Here is a 1,878-nt window from a genome sequence, read left to right on the forward strand (position 1 = left end):
ATCTTACAATGAACCCATGCCCCACCCATCCAGGATTCCAATGAGCCCACCGATCACCGCACGCACCCCGGCCTTCTGGCGCGCGACCCTGGCACTCTGTCTCGGCTCGATCGCCATCTTCGCCAACCTCTATGCCCCGCAACCGCTGCTACCGCTGCTGCGTGGTGATCTCGGCATCTCGGAGTTGCAGGCGAGCCTGACCCTTTCGGTCACGACCTTCACCCTGGGCTTGTCGCTGCTGCTCTTCGGGCCGCTCTCCGACGCCATCGGTCGGCGCGCGATCATGTTCACCACCCTGGCGCTGGCCACCGCCTGCGCGCTCGCGCTCGCCTTCGCCCCGGACTTCGGCACCCTGCTCGCCCTGCGCGCACTGCAGGGCTTCTTCCTCGGCGGCGTGCCGGCGCTGGCGCTGGCCTATCTCGGTGACGAGTTCGACCACGAGGCGCTGTTGTTGGCCGTCGGCATCTATATCGGTGGCAACTCGATCGGCGGTATCGCCGGACGCCTGCTCAGCGGCGCGAGCGCCGCCGAATGGGGCTGGCAGGCGAGCTTCCTCAGCGCCGGGCTGCTCAGCCTCGCGGTGCTGATCGCCTTCATCATCCTGCTGCCGCCCTCGCGCCGCTTCCAGCCCAAGCCGCCGCGGCCGCGCGCCATGGTCGCCGACCTCGCGCTGCACCTGCGTAACCCGAGCATCCTCGGCGCCTATCTCATCGGCGGGCTCAACTTCATGGTGTTCATCAACCTCTACAGCTATGTCACCTTCCTGTTGAGCGCCCCGCCCTATCACCTCTCGCCGATGTGGCTGGGGATGCTGTTCCTCACCTATCTCTCCGGCACCGTCGCCGCCAGCTTCTCCGGCCGATTGGCGCGCGGGCGCTCGCAACCGCTGGCGATGGCCGCCGGCACCCTGCTGCTGCTCGGCGGCACCCTGCTGACCCTGGTGCCGCACCTGGCGGCGATCATCGGCGGCCTGCTGGTCAACGCCGTCGGCTTCTTCTTCGCTCACTCCCAGGCCGCAAGCTGGGTCAGCCACAAGGCCACCCGGGCACGCGCCAGCGCCTCCTCGCTGTATCTGGTGTTCTACTACACCGGGGCGAGCCTCGGCGGCTTCTATCTCGGTCCCTACTGGCACTGGGCGGACTGGCCCGGGGTGGTGCTGGGCGCGGTGCTGATCCTGATCATCACCCTGGGGCTCGCGCTCTGGCTGCATGCCCGCGAGCACGGCCATGAGCATGCCTGTCCCTGGTGGCAGCGGCTCGCCGGCGCCTGTCGCGAGCCGGCCCTGCCTGCCGAGACCAGCGGACGCTGACCCCGCGCGCCCCGAAGGATGTGCTCGATGCCTTGCACTGCCGCCCCAGCCGACCCAATGTCGGACTGGGACGGCGCGGGAATGAACCCGCGACCGGGTTTGCAGACAGCGACAGGAGGGAAGCAGATGCCGACCAAAGACGACTATCTCAGCCGCCTCAAACAGCAACTCGACGAGTGGAAGGACGACCTCGAACAGCTGCAGGAAAAGGCCGCGCAGAGCTCGGGGGAGGCGCGCGAGCGCGTGCAGCAGCAGATCGACGAACTGCGCGAGAAGTGGGAGGCCGGACACGAGAAGCGCGAACAGATTCGCGAGGAGGCCGACGAGCGCTGGGAGGAGATCCGCGAGGACGCGGAGGAGAAGTGGGACGAACTCAAGCGCGGCGCCCGCGACACGCTCTCGCGCATCCGTGCGCACTTCGACGACAAATGAAGGTGGGGCTTGAGCCCCAAGGGTCAGCCGAGTACATCGCCGTCGCACATCGATGACGCCGTAATCGGCGACTCCGGGCGTCGCTCCTTGGAGCGACGCCCGGGTCCGGCCAGCAGGCCGGGTCTTCCGGACGGGCA

2 protein-coding genes are annotated in these 1,878 nt (G+C 68.2%); both read left to right on the forward strand.

Features of this window, described 5'->3' with window-relative positions:
- Window positions 1–40 precede the first annotated feature (40 nt).
- Window positions 41–1,309 (forward strand): MFS transporter, encoded by a 1,269-nt coding sequence (locus EBL85_RS16720; protein WP_123140891.1) that lies wholly within the window; start codon window positions 41–43, stop codon window positions 1,307–1,309.
- 126 nt (window positions 1,310–1,435) lie between these two features.
- Window positions 1,436–1,741 carry a hypothetical protein gene (locus EBL85_RS16725; protein WP_062276368.1) on the forward strand — a complete coding sequence of 102 codons (306 nt, stop codon included), beginning with the start codon at window positions 1,436–1,438 and terminating at the stop codon, window positions 1,739–1,741.
- Window positions 1,742–1,878: the final 137 nt, after the last annotated feature.

The organism is Marichromatium sp. AB32, assembly GCF_003718675.1.
GTDB lineage: Bacteria > Pseudomonadota > Gammaproteobacteria > Chromatiales > Chromatiaceae > Marichromatium > Marichromatium gracile.

Bases quoted from the DNA above. Each gene is read 5' to 3' on its own strand.
- EBL85_RS16720 (WP_123140891.1), top strand. From the start codon at position 41: ATGAGCCCACCGATCACCGCACGCACCCCGGCCTTCTGGCGCGCGACC.
- EBL85_RS16725 (WP_062276368.1), top strand. From the start codon at position 1,436: ATGCCGACCAAAGACGACTATCTCAGCCGCCTCAAACAGCAACTCGAC.